This is a genomic window from Candidatus Polarisedimenticolia bacterium, assembly GCA_035764505.1.
Taxonomy (GTDB): domain Bacteria; phylum Acidobacteriota; class Polarisedimenticolia; order Gp22-AA2; family AA152; genus AA152.
Genome location: DASTZC010000146.1, coordinates 1 through 17,008, shown reverse-complemented (window position 1 = coordinate 17,008; position 17,008 = coordinate 1). Strand labels below are relative to the sequence as shown.

Genomic DNA, 17,008 nt, shown 5'->3' with positions numbered 1-17,008 from the left:
AGCTCGCTGCTGGATTTCAGTGAACCGACCAGCCAGCCGCCGCAGCGGGGCTACTCCCAGGAAACTTGCGCCAGGCTGAGATCTCCCGTGGTCTTGAGGACCTGCAGGTGCAGCCCCCGGCCGCGGGCCCATTCCTCGAGTCCCGGCAGGAACTTCTTCTTCACCAGGCAGAAAAGCGGCAGGCCAGGGCCCGGGCGCGGCAGGTCCTTCATGTCGCGCGGGTGCGGAATGGTGCAGTCGGTATAGAACAGCGTGCCGCGCAGGTGCTGTCCCGCCAGGGCCACCGGATAGCCCGATCTCCCCAGCTTCACCAGCCGCAGTGTCAGCGACTTCATCGACTCGTAAGGCTCCACCGGCGCCACCACGAACCGGATCAGCCCCAGCACGAAAACCATGCCCGCCGCCGTGGTGAGCGCCGGGTGCAGCCTGCCGGACCGGAGCAGTGCCGACAGGGCGGCCGGCACCGCGACGATGAAGGTGGCGGCGGGGTAGGCCCAGATCCAGAGAGGATGCAGCGCGTAGCGGTACTCGAGAAGGAAGGGAACGGCGAGGGCGACGCCCGGAAGCGCCATCACCCCGAGCGCGCAGGCGATGCGGAAAGCGCCTCCGCGCCTGCGGCGGGGAGCTTCGCGCTCCCGGACCCATTCTTGCGCCGTCAGCAGCGCCGCGGCGGGGAAGACGGGAAGGATGTATCCGGGGAGCTTGGTGGCGACGGCGGAATAGAAGATGAAGGGCGCCGCGAACCAGATCAGCAGGAGCAGATCCTCGGGTGCGCAGCGCGTCGGGCGCTGCGCCACGACGCGTTTCACCGAGCGGGCGAAGGCCACGGCGAAGGGGAAGCTCCAGGGAAGGAACGCCAGGAGGAACACCGGCACATAAAAAGTAATCGGCCCCTTGTGATCCGACACCGGCTCGTGCAGGCGCGTTACGTTGTTCGCCATCCAGAAGACCCGGTTGAAGCGCTCCCAGTGCAGGTAGGAGACCGGGAGATACCAGACGGCAGCGGTCAGCAGCGCCACGAGCGCCCCCTTCCTGGCCGGGCGCGAGACGGCGATCCTGACCTGTCCGCGGAGTGCCAGGAAGATCAGGATGACCAATCCCGGGATGAGCGCTCCCAACGGACCCTTCGCCAGCAGCCCCAGCCCCGCGAAAAATCCCGAGGCGACGAACCAGCCTCCTCGAAGGCTTCCCCCCTCGGAGTAGCCGCGCGAAAAGCAGAGGATGGTGAGCGTGATCGCGGCGCTGAGCAGCAGGTCCATCCCGGCGACGCGGGCGCCCATGATGAAGCCGGGTGAGGTCAGCAGCGCCGCGGCAGCCAGCCACGCTCCCTTTCTCGTGGACGGACTGTCGGAGTTCCGCGCGAAGCCTCCGGTCACGGCGAGCATGAAGGTCAGCATCAGCGCGGCGGCCGCAGCCTGCGGCAATCGCGCGGCCAGCTCGCTCTCACCGGCGAGATGGAAGGCGACCGCCGCCATCCAGTGGTAGAGCACCGGCTTGATCAGGTAGGGGCCGCCGCACAGCTTCGGGGTGATCCAGTCGCCGCTGCGCGCCATCTCGCGGGCGGTCTGTGCATAGATCGACTCATCGGTCCACAGCCCCGTGCTCCCCAGACGGAAGCCCAGCATCAATACGGCCAGCCCTGCGACTCCCGCGATCGTAAGAGGGAAGATCCATCGTCGCGCTGCAGGCATCGTGGCTCTCCGGGTGAGCGTGCGACCGGCGGCGGAGCATAGCATCGCGCGAAATTTTTTGCGCCGTGGCTCCGCGACGAATCACGCCCGCGAAAAAAATGCGGGAGCGGATCGCCTCGGTCTTCCACGACCGGCCGCGATGCTCGAAAATGACGGCTGTTTGCGAGCTTCGGCGCCGCCGGCGTCGTGGTCTGCATCTTGCACTTCATTAGGCCGCAAGATCCGGGTCGAGACCGTCCGTCCCGGTAAGGACGGGAGCCACAATTCCCTGGGGGGGAACCGGCTCCCGTCCCTTGTTTGTTCAGGGGTCCCGCCTCGAAGGCCATCCGATTCGCCTGAAGATGTGCTAGCCTGCGCAGCCTGAGGAGATCGATGGACGGAAGACCCGGAACTTCCGTGACTCGTCGAGGCTTTCTCGTCCGGGCCGCCATGGTGACAGGCTTGGCTTCCGTCGCCGCGGCACTGGGCGGAATCGCCTTGCGGTATCTCTTCCCGCTGAAAGGACTGCGCCGCCGGCGCCGCATCTTTCTCGCGCCCGCCTCCGATCTCGCCCCCGGCAAGGGGCTTCCCTTCGAGCTTCCCGACGGCAATACCGCGCTGGTGACCGACACCGGCGAAGGAATCGTGGCGCTCTCCGATGTCTGTCCCCACCTCGGCTGTAAGGTCCACTACGACACCGCGGCCTCCCGCTTCGTCTGCCCTTGCCACAACGGCGTCTTCGACAACACCGGCACGGCCGTCTCCGGCCCGCCGGCGGACGAAGGGAAGCACCTGAAGCGCTTCGAGGTGGCGCAGGTGGGTGAGAACCTTTTCCTGGAATACGAGGAGATCATCACGCTGTGAGCCGTCACGGCTCTTCAGATTCCGCAGAGGCGCCGGCCGCCGGAACCCTGCCGCCGACGACTTCCTGGGGCCGCTGGCTGCAGGATCGCTTTCCGGTCGATTGGGAGGCGCTGCGCGGCCTTTCCAACGAGCCGGTCCCCAATCACCTGAAGCACTGGTGGTGGTGTCTTGGCGGGACGCCGGCACTTCTGTTCGCGCTCCAGGCGGTGACCGGAATCCTCCTGTCCTTCTACTACGTCCCCGATCCGGCCCGCGCCTACGAGTCGGTGCAGCACGTCAAGGACGTCGTCCCCTTCGGATGGTTCGTTCGCAGCCTGCACCGCTGGTCCTCGAACCTGATGATCGCGGCGGTGATCCTGCACATGATGCGCGTCTTCTTCACCGGCGCTTACCGCAAGCCGCGCGAGGCCAACTGGATGATCGGCGTCGCCCTGCTGGGCGTGACGCTGTTCTTCGGCTTCACCGGCTACTCGCTGGTCTACGAGCAGCTTTCGTACTGGGGAGCCACGGTCGCTTCGAACCTTACCGAGGCGGTGCCCGGGATAGGCCCGCTGCTGGGGCGAATGCTGCGCGGCGGCGACGTGGTGGGCAAGGAGACGCTGTCGCGCTTCTTCATCCTGCACATCGGCGTCCTGCCGACGCTGATGACGCTGCTGATCGGCGCGCACCTGATGCTGATGCGGCTGCACGGGGTGACCGAGTTCGAGTTCGAGGCGAAGGGGCTCAAGGCCCCGGCGGGCAAGAAGACCTTCCCGTTTTTTCCCGATCACATCATGACCGAGATCATCATCGGCCTCTCCCTGGCCTTTCTGCTGACCTGCCTGACGGTCATCTTCCCGACAGAATTGGCGGAGAAGGCCAACCCGCTCGTCACGCCGGCGCACATCAAGCCGGAGTGGTACTTCTTCTGGACCTTCCGCTGGCTGAAGCTGACGGGGCTGACCTGGGCCGTCCTCTCCATCGGCTTCGTGGGATTCTTGACCCTGATCTGGCCCTTCATCGACGCGGCGATCCGCCGGCGCCGTCCGGGCAGCGAGCTTTCCGTCTGGATCGGGACGGCAGCGGTGTGCGCCCTCGTCGTCCTGACGATCTGGGAAGCCGTCGCCACTCACTGAGGTGCATGCATGAATCTGGATTTCAAGCGGAAGCTCGTGGCGGCCCTGTCGTTCCTCTTCCTGGGCGCGCTGCTCGTCGTGGCCTGGGTGGAGGGAGGCAAGCAGCGGGTGCAGCCGAGGCCGGAGCCGGTGATGGGGGCCGACAGCAGGAAATGCTACGACTGCCACGAGGACAAGACGCCGGTCATCGCGGCGCAGTGGCGCGACAGCAAGCACGCCACGCTCGGAGTGGGCTGCTACGAGTGCCACCGGGCCGACGAGACCGACGCCGACGCCTTCCGCCACGAGGGGAAGCTGATCGCGACCGTCGTGAGCCCCAAGGACTGCGGCGGCTGCCACCAGGACATCACCAAGGAGTTCATGGCGTCGCACCATTCCAAGGCGGCGGGCTTCATCGGCAGCCTCGACAACGTGATGGGCGAGGTGATCGAGGGGCCGATCATCGCCGCCAACGGCTGCAAACAGTGCCACGGATCCACCGTGGCCTTCCTGAAGGACTCCGGCGGCGGCATCCGCAAGGACAAGAACGGCAAGCCGATGCTCGATCCGAACACCTGGCCGAACACCGGAATCGGGCGGGTGAACCTGGACGGCTCGAACGGCTCCTGCTCCGCCTGTCATTCGCGGCATGTCTTCAGCAAGGCGATGGCGCGCCAGCCGCAGGTGTGCGGCAAGTGCCACATGGGCCCGGACCACCCGCAGATCGAGATCTATGACGAGTCGAAGCACGGTATCGCCTTCTACACGCGCACCGCCGAGATGAACCTCGACGCGGAGCACTGGGTGGTCGGCCAGGACTACACCGCGGCGCCCACCTGCGCCACCTGCCACATGTCGGCGACGCCCAACCAGAAGGTGACGCACGACGTGGGGGCGCGCATCTCCTGGACCCTGCGGCCGGTGGTGAGCAAGAAGCTGGAGAACTGGGAAGGGAAGCGGGAAGCGATGGCCGACGTCTGCAAGAACTGCCACGCCCCCGACTTCGTGAGCGCTTTCTACACTCAGTACGACGGTGCCGTGACGATGTGGAACGACAAGTTCGCCTTCCCGGCGCAGCGGGTGATGGACGCGCTGCGGGCCGGACATCACCTCACCCCGACCCCCTTCGACGACGAGCTGGAGTGGAGCTTCTACCGGCTGTGGCACCACGAGGGGCGGCGGGCGCGCATGGGAGTCTCGATGCAGGGACCCGACTACACCCAGTGGCACGGCTTCTTCGAGGTGGCGGAGCGCTTCTACTTCGACTTCCTCCCCAAGGCGCAGGAGGTGGGCCACGGCGATCCGGAGGTGGCGAAGGTGATCAAGGCGGTGCTCGATTCACCCGAGCATGCCTGGAAGAAGGGAATGTCGCCCGAGGATCGGGCCCGCATCGACGCCTTCTACAAAGAGCGCTACGGAACGGACAAGACACAGTGAAGCTCTCAGTAGGCAGGGGCACCGTTGGACGCGGCGGCAAACAGCGGCCGCGCGTCAACGGCCGGCACTTGATCATGGGGAAGCCAAGACTCCGGACCCGGCCCAATCCGCTAGGTAAGCTCACGACGAGGAGCGGCCGCGCGTCAACGGCCGACACTTGATCATGGGGAAGCCAAGACTCCGGGCCCGGCTCAATCCGTAAGGGTAACTTTACCGGACAGGCGCTGCATTCGGATTCTTTCAGGGCTTGTCATGACAACCCGCCCGCCGTCTCGCTAAGCGGCCGGGATGCTTTTCCCCGGAACAGATGCGCCAGGACGCGGGCCTGGTTGATCGCCAGCGCGAGGGCCGCAAGGAGCAGCAACGAGGCGCCGGTGCGGCAAAGACCGGGCCGCGCCAGGGACATTCCCGCCGCCAGAACCGGCAAGCCCGCGCTCCACAAGGCGAAGACCGCCGTCTGCAGGCCGCGTCGCGGCATCTCGTGCGGCTGGATCACCGGCCCGGCGCCGCAGGCTCTTCGATTGGCGTAATAGGCCGCGAACATGGGAAGGATCCGGGATTCGATCCCCAGCACCAGCTGTCCGTAAAACCCCAGCAAGCCTGCCACCCCGTACACCGGAGCCAGCCGGTAGGTGAGATCCGACTCCGGCGTGAAAGCCAGGAAGATTCCCAGAGCGACCGCCAGTAACAGATAGACAAGCGCCTGCAGCACGTGCCACACGCCGAGATCGGGGCGCGGCAGCCCGGCCGGAGCGGGCCGGAGGTGCCGGCGCATCCAGATCGCCTGACCCAGGAAGACGGCGAATCCGGCGGCAACCAGCAGGGCGAACCCTCCCAGCGCCGCGCTGCCGAGCATGAGGATGCCCGACACTCCGAGGATTCCCGCTTCGGTGAGCAGCGCGCCGGGAATCGACAGCTTCCCCGCGGGCATCGCCGCCGGCAGCACCATCGGGAGCATGCGCAGTCCCGTCCCCATCACCATCATTCCGACCCAGCCGATGGCAGCGAGATGGGCGTGCGCCATCACGTTGCCCAGCTCGATCGCCGGTAGGAAAGGGTGCGCCTTGTCGAAGGCGAGAAGGATGCCGAGGCTGCCCGCCAGTGCCAGGTTGACCAGCGCCAGGAGCAGATGGAGCTTGACGGCCGGCTGCACCGGCGCCTGCCGCACGCTGCGCAGCGCCCGAAATCCGACGTGCAGCGCGGCGCCGACGACGAGAAGCGCCGCCCAGCCGGCACCTCCGTAAGCGTTGAGCCAGAAGTGCGAGACCATCCCGCACAGCCCGATGGCGTAGAGGAGCGCCACGATGAGATCGGCGCGCCCCTCCGGCATGGGGCTGCGCAGCGCCATCGGGCCGATCACGTAGAGGGACCCCAGGATCGAGGCGGTAATCCATCCAAGGGTGATGAGATGGACCAGCGCGATCATGCGGGGCTGGTAGAAGTAGCCGCTCACCTCGGCCGGGTGCGCGACGGCGAGGGCGAAGGCGGCGAGCAGCGCCGCGTGTGCCATGAGGAAATAGATCACCGGAGTCAGGCGCGGAGGGATCCGGTCGCGCGCCGGCGGCGTTTCCGCAGGACTCATCGGCTCCTTCAGGATTGCGCGCGCAGCCGCCCGGCGGTCTCCGAAAGCTCCTTCAGGAAACGCTCCAGGTCGACGCCGTGCATGCGACAGGCCTGTCCGAGGCTGACCTGCCTCGCCACGGTCCGGCGCATGACGGGATTGGCGAGCGCCGTGAAGCCGTGGCTCACGAACACCGGCAGGAGCCCGGGATAAGCGAGGAGAAGATCCCCGACCTTCGTCGCCGCCGCCACGGGCGGGAGCCATGAGACTTTCGGCGTCTCGACCGTCGCGGCATCGAGCGTCCGCCAGAGGTTATAGCCGAACAGGAGAAGCGCCGCCAGCTCCAGGATCCCGGAGAGGCCGGCGATGCGAAGGGCCGTCGGGCCGTAGGCGGCGGAGAGTGACTGGAACAGGACGCGGATCAGGTTCCCGGCGGCCAGCAGCCAGAAGGTAGCTTCCAGCAGCAGCGGCGAGTGCAGGCCCACCCCGCGGAAAACCGGCACGATGCGTGCCGCCATGCCGATCATGATGGTGGTGATGAACCCGACCGTCAGGGCATGGCGATAGGCGCCCACCAGGGCATGGTCCATGCCGTATCCCGCCAGCGCCAGCAGCGAGAAGGCCGCCAGCATCAGGGCCGAGATGGCCAGCCAGGCATAGCCGAGGCGGATGAACTTCTCGTAGCGGCGGTCGAGACCCGGCTCCGTCTCGCCCGAAGCCCCCAGGATTCCCACCGCCCGCACGAAAAGCAGGAAGGCCGCGGCGAGCCCGAGGCCGCCGCACCCGAAGAGGATTCGCCCGGCGACGGAGCCATCGGCCAGATAGATCCCTTCCCCCACGGCCAGAAGTGCGGTCGACGCCGCCAGCGGGATCGGCAGCGCCGCGGCCAGCCGGGGATTCGCCTTCAGTCCCATGAAGACCGGCAGCGTCCGCAGCGAGACCCCGAGGATCCAGGAGATTACGAAGCCGACCAGGAAGACGGTCAGGAAAGGAAGGTTCAGATGAGGAGGCACCTCCGCCGCGCTGCGGACAGCGAGGTAGGTGACGTGGGCCAGGTTCAGGATCGACGAGACGATCAGCCAGCCGGTGCCCAGGAGCAGGTAATGCTGATACGGCTGCCACGCTCCCGCCTGCGCGCGCAGGATCCGCGCGATGGTCCAGGCGAACAGGGCGCAGCCGGCCAGCTCGGCCAGGGCGCCGGTGGCCAGCAGCCCCGTGCGCAGCTCCGACGGGTCGAGCGCCTGCGCTGTGCGCAGGATCGTCCCGCCGACGAGGAGCACGAAGGAAAGCGAAGCAGCCCGGTAGGAGGGAAGCGGGATGCCGGTCATGCGCGGCAGGATGTGGTAGGCGATCCCCACGACGAACAGCGCCACCCAACCGAAGAGCTGATAGTGGCCATGCACCTGGATGATGCCGCGCCCCAGCCCTCCCAGCCTGCCGCGCAGCGCCATGTCGATCAGGGCCCACGCCCCCAGCGTCGCGCCGCCGGTGAACGTGAACAGGAAGGCTGCCTTGAGGAACCGGCGATAGAGGTTCTCGTGGCCGTCGGCCTGCGAGGCGTTTACCGCCGCCTGCGCCGATTTCGTCGCCGTCCTCTCCGGCGCGGGGACCGGCGAAGCGGCCGCCTCACGCAGCTCCAGCAGGAGCGTGTCGGGGTCGACATGATGGACCTTGGCGAACCACCCGAGCGGCTCCGCCGGACCGGCCGCTCCGCCGCATCCCATCAGGCCGTGGCGCTCGAAGACCACGACGGTTGCCGGAAACTTCGCAAGCACCTCACGCACGCTCATCGAAGGGTCGATGCCGGGGGTGGACGCGGCGGAAGCGGCGCGCTCGATCGCTGCCAGCGCGGTCTCCACCGGCACTCCATGGGCACGGCAGGCGAACTCCAGAGGGTGCTTCCCGCCGCAGCAGGCATCCAGCCCCAGCGTGGCGAGCGGCGCCCGGGCCGCGGGGCAGACGCTCAAAATCTCGGCGACCGTCATCTTCGGATCGATCAACATGAGAATCTCCTTGGCGGTCAGGCCGCTCGCGACGCGGGCGGCATCTTCAGGTTCATGCGGTGCAGCGGATGGCACCATCGGATGGCGCGGTGCCGCGCGGCGGTTGGTAGGCGCAGGCGGGGTCTTCTTCCAGGTAATCGCCGGTGGCGGCGTAGGCCCGGGCCCGCGATCCGCCGCAGATACGGCGGAACTCGCAGCGCCCGCAGCGCCCCTTGAGCCGATCGGAATCGCGCAGCGCCAGGAAGAGAGGGTGCTCCCGGTAGACCCGCACCAGCGAGTCGCGCTTCACGTTGCCGGCCGGCATCGGGAGAAAGCCGCTCGGAAAGATCTCACCGCGGGCCGAGATGAAGACGAAGCCCGAGCCGTCGCTCATGCTGGAGACGAACCGGCCGCCGCGCGATCCCAACCCTTCGGCGCCCAGGCCCCGCTGCAGGGCGACGCGCCGGAAATGGGGACCCTCCGTCGTCTTGATCCGGAAGCGGGAGTGGGGAGCGATCTCGGCCAGCCACTCGAAGACCCGCTCGCACTCCTGGGGCGAGATCTGGTGCGAGGCGAGCGCCCGTCCCGTGGGCACCAGCAGGAACAGCGTCCAGCGGCGCGCCTCCAGCGCCGCGACCATCTCCGCCATGGCCGGCAGATCTTCCAGGTTCCGGCGCGAGATGGTGGTGTTGATCTGCAGCCCAAGGCGCAACCCTACGGCGGCGGCCGCACCGTCGATGCACCAGCGGAACGACCCCGGCACGCCGCGGATCGAGTCGTGCAGCGCCTCGGTCGAGCCGTCGAGGCTGATCGAGACCCCGGTCAGCCCGCTCTGCCGGGCCTGGCGCAAGGCGGCATGGGTCAAAAGCGGCGTGCCGCTGGGACTCAGGAAGCTGGTCAGGCCCAGATCGCGCGCGGCGGCGATCAGCTCGAACAGGTCGGGGCGCTTCAGGGGGTCGCCGCCGGTGAAGACGAGGAGCGGTTTGCCGAAGCGCTTGATCTCGCGCAGCAGGTCGACTCCCTGCTGTGTGGTCAGCTCCTGCGGATCCCGGGTCGGGACCGCGGAAGCCCGGCAATGAATGCAGGCCAGATCGCAGGCTCGCGTCACCTCCCAGATTGCCACCAGCGGCGCAGCGGCGAACCGCAGCCTCGGCTCGCCCTCCGGCTCTCCCGCCATCCTTCGCACCATGGTTTCCATCCACATCCTCCCCTTGCCGGCGCGGATCGAGGGTAAGCATGCGGCAACCTCTTGAAGATGTGTATGATCTGGATCATCGCGCAGCCGAGAAATCTGCCTCGCGAGACGTTCCGGAGACCCGAATGGAGCATCCGACGGGCCCGCCCATCCCGTGGGCCGCCATCCCGCTCTTCCAGTCGCTCAGGCCCGCCGAGCGGGAAAGCCTGCGCCCGCTGGTCCGCATGAGGTCGTATGAGGAGGCCGAGACGATCTTCCGCGAGGGAGATCCCGCCCTCTGGTTCCACTTCATCCTGGGAGGACGTGTGAAGATCGTGAAGGCGACGCCCGACGGACGGGACGTCATCCTTGAGATTTTCGGCCCCGGCGATCCCGTCGGAGCCATCGCCGCCTACGAAGAGCGCGACTTCCCGGCGACCGCCGTCACCCTGGAAGCCACCACCCTCCTGTCGATCCCGCGCCAGGAGTTCTTCGCCACCCTGGCCGCCAACCCTGTGCTGGCGCGCGGGCTCCTGCAGGGGCTGACGCGCCGCATGATCGAGCTGACCCGCAAGCTCTCGGAGCGCTCCTCGCGCGTCGAGTTCCGCGTCGCGCGCCTGTTCCTGACCCTGGCGGACCGCCTTGGCCGGGCGGAATCGGGCTCGGTGGTCATTCCCGTGCACCTCAGCCGGCAGGAGATTGCCGACCTGGTCGGTACGACGCAGGAGACCGCCATCCGCATTATGAGCCGATGGAACAAGGAACAGATCGTCCTCACCGAAGAAGGTCTCTTCCGCATACCGGATCGCCGCAAGCTCGAGGAGATCCCCTCCGGGGAGTGACGCCGATCCCGCCGCCCACCGGCGCCGGTGCCCGTCGCATTGCCGGATCGACTCTTGCATTGACATCGAATCAATGAAGCAGACAACGGTGTGGCACGCTCTGCCTCCGGAAGAAGTGCTGGAGCGGCTGGCTTCGGGTCCCGCAGGCCTCACCGCCTCCGAGGCCGAGCGCCGTCTGCGGGAGCAGGGGGGCAACGAGCTGGCCGCCCCGGTGCGCCATCCCGCTTGGGCGCTCCTTCTGCGGCAATTCCGTAACGTGCTGACCCTGCTCCTGCTGGGTGCGGCGCTCCTGTCGCTGCTTCTGGGCCACCGGTCCGAGGCCGCGGCGATCGCCGTGATCGTCCTGCTCAGCGCCACGCTCGGCTTCGCCCAGGAGTACCGTGCTGAGGGGGCGATGCGGGCGCTGCGCCGCCTGGCCGCCCCGAAGGCGCGCGTGGTGCGGGACGGGTCCGAAATCGACATCGCCGCGCGCAACCTGGTTCCCGGAGATCTGGTTCTCCTGCGTGCGGGAGATCGGGTCCCCGCGGATATCCGGCTGACGCGTGGCGCCAATCTGCGCGTCGATGAAGCCGCTCTCACCGGGGAATCGGTCCCGGTGGCCAAGGAGCCGGCGACGCTTCGGGCCAAAGACGTGCCGCTGCCGGAGCGGCGCTGCATGGCCTACGCCGGCACCGTGGCGGCTGCCGGGCGCGGCCAGGGTGTGGTCGTGGCCACCGGCATGGCGACCGAATTCGGCGGCATCGCTTCCCTGCTGACCGGGATCGAGCCGGGGCGCACGCCGCTGCAGAAGGATCTGGACCGGCTGGCCCGCATCCTCGCCTGGGCGGGGCTCGCCGTGGTGATGCTGGTGGCGGCTTTCGGGGTCTTCCAGGGCGCACCGCTGCTCGCCACCCTCGTCTTCGGGATCGCCCTGGCGGTGGCCATCGTCCCGGAAGCCCTGCCGGCGGTGCTGACCATCTCCCTGGCGATGGGTCTCAAGCGCATGGCCAGGCGGCACGCCCTGATGCGCCGCCTCTCCATCGTGGAGACTCTGGGCTGCGTCTCCGTCATCTGCGCCGACAAGACGGGGACGCTGACCCAGGACGAGATGACCGTCCGCCGTATCTTCGCCGCCGGCGAGATGCTGGACGTGACCGGCAGCGGCTTCGAGCCGGTGGGAGATTTCCGTTGCGGCGGGTCTTCTGTCGCGAGCCTGCCGGAAGCTGTCAACGAGGTGCTGCGGGCGGGCGTCCTCGCCTCGGACGCGCGGATGTACCGGGGCCAGGACGGCCGCTGGTGCGTGCGGGGCGATCCCACGGAAGGAGCTCTCGTCGTTGCAGCCATGAAGGCGGGCCTCGCTCCCTCCGATCTCGAAGCAGGTCTGCCTCGCGTTGGGGAGATTCCATTCACTTCCGAGTCGCGCCGCATGACCACCCTGCACCGCGGCCCCGCCGGCCCGGAGGCCTTCTCCAAGGGAGCGCCGGAAGTCGTCCTGCACGGCTGCACGGCCTGGCTCGCCGGAGAAGGGGAGCGGGCTCTGGACCCCGAGGGGGTCGAGTCGATCCTGAAAATCGCCCACGCCATGGCGGCGGAAGGGCTGCGCGTCCTCGCGCTGGCGCGCAAGAAAGGGACGCGGCTCGAAGATGCCGAGCACGGCATGACCTTCCTGGGTCTCGCCGCGATGATCGACCCGCCGCGTCCGGAGGCGAAATCCGCCGTACGAACCTGCCGCGATGCCGGGATCCGCGTCGTCATGGTGACCGGCGATCATCCGCTGACCGCCAGGGCGGTTGGCGGCGAGCTCGGTCTCCTCGAATCGGGAAGGCTGGCCACCGGAGCGGAGGTGGAGCTGCTGAGCCGTGAGGAGCTGGAGGACCAGGTCGAGGTGATCGAAGTCTACGCGCGGATGCTTCCTGCGCAGAAGCTGCGCGTGGTCGAGGCGCTGCAGCGGCGCGGCCACGTGGTGGCCATGACCGGCGACGGAATCAACGATGCGCCGGCGCTGAAGAGGGCCGACGTCGGCGTGGCCATGGGCATCAACGGCACCGACGTCTCGCGCGAAGCCGCCGACGTGACCCTCATCGACGACAACTTCGCCTCCATCGTGGCGGCGGTCGAGGAGGGGCGGGGCATCTTCGACAACACTCGCAAGTACCTGACCTACCTCTTCACCTCGAACATCGGGGAGATCGGCCTCATGGGCGCCGCGGCCGTGCTCGGATTTCCGATGCCGTTGACGGCGGTGCAGATCCTCTACGTGAATCTGGCCACCGACGGCCTGCCGGCGCTGGCCCTGGCGGCGGAACCGTCCGATCCCTGCGTGATGCGCCGGCCCCCGCGCGACCCGAAGACGGGGATCTTCTCGCGCGGCGCGGTCAGCCTGATGCTCCTGGGAGGAGCCTGGTCGGCGACGGCGAATCTGGGACTCATGGCGTGGGCCCTGGCGGGGGGGCGCAGCCTCCCGGAGGCGCGCACGCTGACCTTCGTCTCGCTGGTCCTGATGGAGTTCTTCAAGGCCTATTGCTTCCGGTCCCCGCTCCGTCCGGTGCTGCGCTCTCCCTTCGGCAATCTCTGGCTCAACCTCGCCGTCCTGTGGGAGCTGCTGCTGCTGTTCATGGTGGTGACGGTTCCCGGCCTGTCCCGCTCTTTCGGGGGCTTCCCGCTGACTCATGAGGATTGGGCGGTGGCCCTGCTCATGGCAGCCACCATCGTGCCGGTCGTCGAGGCGGGCAAATGGGGCTTCGGGGAGCGCGACACCAGGCTCCCGGGACTCCCCGTGCGGCTTACATGATCGGCGTCATCCCCTGGGATGCGCCTCCGGTTTTACGATGCAGCCCGCCGGGGAGCCTCCCGGCCTGACGCCGCGCCGACCGACCCAACGAAATGAACTGCCTCCGAGGAGACGATGAGGATCACGCGAATCCTGCTCGCCGGACTGATTGCAAGCCTCTGGCTGCCTTCAGGAATTACCGCCCAGGAAGAGGAGAAGAAGCCGGTCCAATGGAAGATCAGCGGCGAAGCCCGGGTGCGTCCCGAATGGCGCGACAACCAGGACCTCATCGACGACGCCGACGACCGGATGAGCCAGGTCTTCATGCGGCTCCGCATCGGGGTGGAAGCGCTAATCCAGGACAACTTCCGCGTCTTCGTGCAGGCGCAGGACTCCCGCGTCTGGGGCGAGGAGGCGAGCACTGCCTCCAACGAGAAGAACCTCGACATCCACCAGGGCTACCTGGAGGCGAAGAACCTCGGCGTCAAGGGGCTCTCATTCTCAGTGGGCCGGCAGGAGTGGTTCTACGGCGAGCACCGGCTCATCGGCAACTACAACTGGAACAATGTCGGTCGATCGTTCGACGGCATCCGGGTGCGCTGGGGGAGCGAGCGCTTCACCGCGGACGGGTTGTGGGCCGAGATCTCCAACCGGGTCTCGGCCGGCGCGACCAACGGCAGCGACCTGTTCGGAGTCTACACGCAGACGCGGCCGCGCCCGGGCGGCGAGTACGAGGGTTACGCCCTGGGGTTCTCGGATCGGATCGAAGTTGCTGGCGAAACGGGGATCCTGGGGCCCTCGAAAGTCTACGCGCTCGGGGGCCGGGTGAAGGATCGCTTCGGCGGCTTCGATTTCGTGGTGGAAGCGGTGCTCGAGCGCGGCGAGTTCCACGGAGACGATCTCGACGCGAATGCGGCGGCAACGCAAATCGGCTGGACCTGGGGAAGCTCGAAGAAGCTGCGGGCTTTCGCGGGCTACGACTACGCCACCGGCGACCAGGACAACACCGACGGCGAGCAGAACCAGTTCTTCAATTTCTTCCCCACCAACCATCCCCTCTACGGCTACATCGACTACGAAGGGTGGCGCAACATCGACAGCCCCTATGCGGGGATCTCCTTTGGCCACGGAAAGCATTTCTACCTGGCGAAGGCGCACCGCTTCCGCCTCGAGTCGCGCTTCGGGCCCTGGCAGGATGCCTCGGGGAACGTCCTCGGATTCGATCCGACCGGAGCGTCGGGCGACGACGTCGGCGACGAGGTGGATCTCCTCTACCGCTATGACTGGCTGGAGAAGGCGAAGGTGGAGATCGGAGTCAGCCGCTTCATGCCGGGGCGCTTCGCCGAGTCGACCCGTGGAGATGACGCCTCCGACTGGGGCTACGTGCAGCTGACGCTCGGTTTCTAGGAGGCGCCGATACATCCCTTGGGCAGGACCGGGCCGCGGAAAGGGCGTGACGCGGGGCAACATAGGACCTTCGTATCCCGGCTCCTATGATCCAGATCAGTCCGAGGGCAGGGAGTGGAATTATGACGGGGGACATACACGGCCGCCCCGGCTCGCGGTAGTTTTCCCCGAATCTCGAAGGAGGAAGGCGACCATGAGCGAGGTGACCCGCAGCACAATCAATTTGAGCAATATCGAGCCGGAGCGGCGTCCGGCGCTCGTCCTGGAGCAGTTCAAGCTGCTTCCGGAAGGCGGAGAGCTGGTTCTAATCCTCGGTCGGGAGCGGCTGCAGGTCCTGGAGCGGCTGCAGTCGGAGCAGGCGGGGAAATACGAATGGTCCATCCTCGAGGAAGGACCGGAAGGCAGCTCGGTTCTTCTGACACGGCATGCGGCCTCCGATCGGAGAGCTGTCAGCCCGGCGGCCTGCATGGAGTGGGATCACGACCGCCTCGATTCGCTGCTGGCGGCCCACGGAGAAGCGCTGGCGTCAGGAAAGATGGACGAGGCGGCGCAGCGCTTCCGGGAGTTCAGCGCCGGCTTGCGGCATCACATCCGCATGGAGGAGGAGGTGCTGTTCCCGGCCTTCGAGCGCAGGGTGCACTCGGGTGAGTGCGGTCCCACCGGTGTCATGCGACACGAGCATCGCATCATCGAGTCGCTGCTCGATCGAATGGCGGCGGTCCTTGGCTGGCCGATCCCGGGCGTCGCCGAGCTCGAATCGCTGCGCGGCGATCTGATCGAGCTCCTCAGCGAGCACAATGCCAAGGAAGAGCACATCGTCTATCCGCTCACCGACCTGCACCATCCCGGCCCCGAGCGGCAGGACCTGATCTGTCGGATGCAGGCGGTCTGAATTCGGCGCTTGCTCGGCTTACCGCTCAGGAGGGCTTCTTCGTCTCGACCGTCACCTTGAGGATCCTGCCGGTGAAGCGGTTATCGCCTTCCTTATAGTCGTTGCTGACGGGGGTTTCGTTGTCCATCCCGACGTCGGCCCCTTCGTCGGCCGAGAAGGCGTAAGGCATCGTCTTCGGCACCTTGGCTTCACCCACCTGTTTGCCGTCGACGCTCAGGCGGCTCGTCCCGCCGGCGCCCGGCTGCGGACTGTCCGGGACGAACTCGTAGAGCACCGTGTGCGTGCCGGGCGAGAGCGGCTGGGGTGAGGAGACCTTGGTCCACTCCAGCCCGCCGTAGTTGTAGACCTCGTTGACGCGCCCTCCTTTCATGTAGAGGCTCCAGCCGCCGAAGCGTCCCGCCTGCGCCAGGATCACGCCGTTGGCGCCCCCCTTCGGGATCTCCAGCTCGGCCGTGACGCTGTAGGGGCGGCGCTTCACGCTGATGAAGGCGTTCTCCATCATGCCGGTCATCCCTTCGTGGAGAGTGAGAGAGGTGCGCGTCCCCATCAGGTCGGGTCGCCCGGCGATCTCGGCGTCGAAGCGCTCGGAGCGCCGGTCATCCAGCGGGTAGACGTGGTTGTGGATCGCCTCCTTCGTGAAGACTTCCTGCAGCTCCTTGAGCTTCTCCGGGTTCTGGGCCGCCAGGTCGTTCGCCTCGCTGAAGTCCTCGTCGATGTTGTACAGCTCCCAGCGATCCTTATCGAAGGGGGGATTCTCCGCCATCAGCCAGGGGATCGAGTGGCGCGTCGCCGCCACCCAGCCTTCATGGTAGATGGCGCGGTTGCCGAACATCTCGAAGTACTGTGTCTTGCGCCGATCGGGCGCCTTGGCGTCGGCGAAGGTGTAGACCATCGAGATGCCGTCCATCGGGTACTGCTTCGTGCCATCGACGATCTTCGGCTCGGGGATTCCCGCCGCTTCCAGCACCGTCGGCGCTACATCGATGACGTGGTGGAACTGCGAGCGCAGCTCGCCGTGCGCGTTCGGGATGCCGGCCGGCCACGAGATCACCATGGCATTGCGCGTGCCGCCGAAGTGCGAGGCGACCTGCTTGGTCCACTGGAAGGGAGTGTCCCCCGCGAGCGCCCAGCCCACCGCGAAGTGCGGGAAGGTCGAAGGCGATCCCCATTCCTCCAGGTGCGACAGCTGCGAGCTGACGTTGCTGACGATGCCGTTGAGCGCCAGCATCTCGTTGTAGGTGCCGTCCGGCCCCCCCTCGGCGCTCGAGCCATTGTCCCCGACGATGTAGAAGAGCAGCGTGTTGTCCAGCTCCCCCGTGTCGCGCAGGTTGTCGAG

Annotated in this window: 12 protein-coding genes; 7 read left to right on the top strand and 5 right to left on the bottom strand. The window is 67.4% G+C overall.

Translation table 11 applies throughout. The features are described 5' to 3' along the window. Positions 1-50: 50 nt before the first annotated feature. Positions 51-1,691: a glycosyltransferase family 39 protein gene (locus VFW45_10020; GenBank protein ID HEU5181120.1), complete on the bottom strand. Its 1,641-nt coding sequence runs from the start codon at positions 1,689-1,691 to the stop codon at positions 51-53. Positions 1,692-2,087: 396 nt separating this feature from the next. On the opposite strand from VFW45_10020, the gene VFW45_10015 reads away from it, so the two are divergent. From VFW45_10015 to VFW45_10005, 3 genes are read left to right on the top strand one after another with little or no spacing between them, the layout of a single operon-like run. Beyond that, positions 2,088-2,534: a Rieske (2Fe-2S) protein gene (locus VFW45_10015; GenBank protein ID HEU5181119.1), complete on the top strand. Its 447-nt coding sequence runs from the start codon at positions 2,088-2,090 to the stop codon at positions 2,532-2,534. Further along, positions 2,531-3,649 carry a cytochrome bc complex cytochrome b subunit gene (locus tag VFW45_10010; GenBank protein HEU5181118.1) on the top strand — a complete coding sequence of 373 codons (1,119 nt, stop codon included), beginning with the start codon at positions 2,531-2,533 and terminating at the stop codon, positions 3,647-3,649. Before VFW45_10015 ends, VFW45_10010 begins: the two co-directional genes overlap by 4 nt. A gap of 9 nt (positions 3,650-3,658) precedes the next feature. Next, complete coding sequence (locus tag VFW45_10005; protein HEU5181117.1) at positions 3,659-5,065, top strand: multiheme c-type cytochrome; 1,407 nt, start codon at positions 3,659-3,661, stop codon at positions 5,063-5,065. 250 nt (positions 5,066-5,315) lie between these two features. Here the strand turns inward: VFW45_10005 and VFW45_10000 are convergent, their stop codons facing one another. Genes VFW45_10000 through VFW45_09990 form a run of 3 tightly spaced genes read right to left on the bottom strand, consistent with a single transcriptional unit; the run spans position 5,316 to position 9,806 of the window. Further along, complete coding sequence (locus VFW45_10000; GenBank protein ID HEU5181116.1) at positions 5,316-6,647, bottom strand: hypothetical protein; 1,332 nt, start codon at positions 6,645-6,647, stop codon at positions 5,316-5,318. A gap of 8 nt (positions 6,648-6,655) precedes the next feature. Continuing rightward, a complete protein-coding gene (locus VFW45_09995) occupies positions 6,656-8,629 on the bottom strand; it encodes a DUF542 domain-containing protein (protein HEU5181115.1) in 1,974 nt (657 codons plus the stop codon). Between the two features lie 52 nt (positions 8,630-8,681). Then, positions 8,682-9,806 carry a radical SAM protein gene (locus VFW45_09990; protein HEU5181114.1) on the bottom strand — a complete coding sequence of 375 codons (1,125 nt, stop codon included), beginning with the start codon at positions 9,804-9,806 and terminating at the stop codon, positions 8,682-8,684. Between the two features lie 122 nt (positions 9,807-9,928). On the opposite strand from VFW45_09990, the gene VFW45_09985 reads away from it, so the two are divergent. The 4 genes from VFW45_09985 to VFW45_09970 all read left to right on the top strand — a co-directional run bounded on the left by VFW45_09985 (position 9,929) and on the right by VFW45_09970 (position 15,672). After that, positions 9,929-10,624 carry a Crp/Fnr family transcriptional regulator gene (locus VFW45_09985; protein HEU5181113.1) on the top strand — a complete coding sequence of 232 codons (696 nt, stop codon included), beginning with the start codon at positions 9,929-9,931 and terminating at the stop codon, positions 10,622-10,624. Between the two features lie 88 nt (positions 10,625-10,712). Further along, positions 10,713-13,394 (top strand): cation-translocating P-type ATPase, encoded by a 2,682-nt coding sequence (locus VFW45_09980; protein HEU5181112.1) that lies wholly within the window; start codon positions 10,713-10,715, stop codon positions 13,392-13,394. A 114-nt stretch (positions 13,395-13,508) separates the two neighbouring features. Beyond that, positions 13,509-14,780 carry an alginate export family protein gene (locus VFW45_09975; protein ID HEU5181111.1) on the top strand — a complete coding sequence of 424 codons (1,272 nt, stop codon included), beginning with the start codon at positions 13,509-13,511 and terminating at the stop codon, positions 14,778-14,780. Between the two features lie 193 nt (positions 14,781-14,973). Next, complete coding sequence (locus tag VFW45_09970) at positions 14,974-15,672, top strand: hemerythrin domain-containing protein (protein HEU5181110.1); 699 nt, start codon at positions 14,974-14,976, stop codon at positions 15,670-15,672. Positions 15,673-15,697: 25 nt separating this feature from the next. Here VFW45_09970 and VFW45_09965 read toward each other — a convergent pair. Next, a partial coding sequence (locus tag VFW45_09965; protein ID HEU5181109.1) for a sulfatase-like hydrolase/transferase occupies positions 15,698-17,008 on the bottom strand: 1,311 nt, incomplete at its 5' end.

What these genes read in the sequence shown, in the direction of transcription:
- VFW45_10020 (HEU5181120.1), bottom strand. Translation starts at nt 1,691, where the DNA reads ATGCCTGCAGCGCGACGATGGATCTTCCCTCTTACGATCGCGGGAGTC.
- VFW45_10005 (HEU5181117.1), top strand. Translation starts at nt 3,659, where the DNA reads ATGAATCTGGATTTCAAGCGGAAGCTCGTGGCGGCCCTGTCGTTCCTC.
- VFW45_10000 (HEU5181116.1), bottom strand. Translation starts at nt 6,647, where the DNA reads ATGAGTCCTGCGGAAACGCCGCCGGCGCGCGACCGGATCCCTCCGCGC.
- VFW45_09995 (HEU5181115.1), bottom strand. Translation starts at nt 8,629, where the DNA reads ATGTTGATCGATCCGAAGATGACGGTCGCCGAGATTTTGAGCGTCTGC.
- VFW45_09990 (HEU5181114.1), bottom strand. Translation starts at nt 9,806, where the DNA reads ATGGAAACCATGGTGCGAAGGATGGCGGGAGAGCCGGAGGGCGAGCCG.
- VFW45_09985 (HEU5181113.1), top strand. Translation starts at nt 9,929, where the DNA reads ATGGAGCATCCGACGGGCCCGCCCATCCCGTGGGCCGCCATCCCGCTC.
- VFW45_09975 (HEU5181111.1), top strand. Translation starts at nt 13,509, where the DNA reads ATGAGGATCACGCGAATCCTGCTCGCCGGACTGATTGCAAGCCTCTGG.
- VFW45_09970 (HEU5181110.1), top strand. Translation starts at nt 14,974, where the DNA reads ATGAGCGAGGTGACCCGCAGCACAATCAATTTGAGCAATATCGAGCCG.